Annotated in this window: 1 protein-coding gene; it reads left to right on the top strand. The window is 40.5% G+C overall.

All coding sequences use genetic code 11. From position 1 onward, the window contains the following. Positions 1-134: 134 nt before the first annotated feature. Positions 135-582: hypothetical protein (locus ACTHUR_RS16270; protein WP_440399718.1), on the top strand; the 448-nt coding region annotated here is incomplete at its 3' end.

The raw sequence follows: 582 nt of genomic DNA on the forward strand, positions 1-582 counted from the left end.
GAAACAACTTGCCCAAAACCTGACTGCTTTAGGTTATCGGCATGTTGAGCACGAAGAAACCGCAAACAAGGATACGTCCCTTATCCGTTACTTTAAACAATCTGATAAAAAGCAAATCGATTAAGGAATTGAAAATGCCAAATTCTAATAATGAAAATATACAGCAAGTTACTTGTACCAAGGCGGGTGCAGCAGTACTCTCTTCACGCTGGTACTTGGATAACTCAAATTACAAACAACGTAACGGCAATAAGTTAACACCGTATTTCAGTGGGCAGGAGGTTTTTGCTGCAATTGCAGAATCCATTAAAAAAGCCACAAAATCAATAGACATTGTATGTTGGGGATTTGATCCGGCAATGCCGATTGTTCGAGAAGGCGGTAATTGGAAATGGAAGGAAACTGATAGCTATGGTCATCATTTGATAGAAGCGGCAACTAATCACAAGGAGATGAAAATTCGCTTGCTGCTTTGGTACACCAAATCAGGTAACGGAGTGATGGAAAATGCCCCTGGATTGCCAGCTAGTTGTATTCCTTTTACTTCTAGAAAAGAGGCGTTTATTAGGCATGAGATAACGC

It is taken from the genome of Neisseria sp. P0021.S007, from assembly GCF_051956855.1.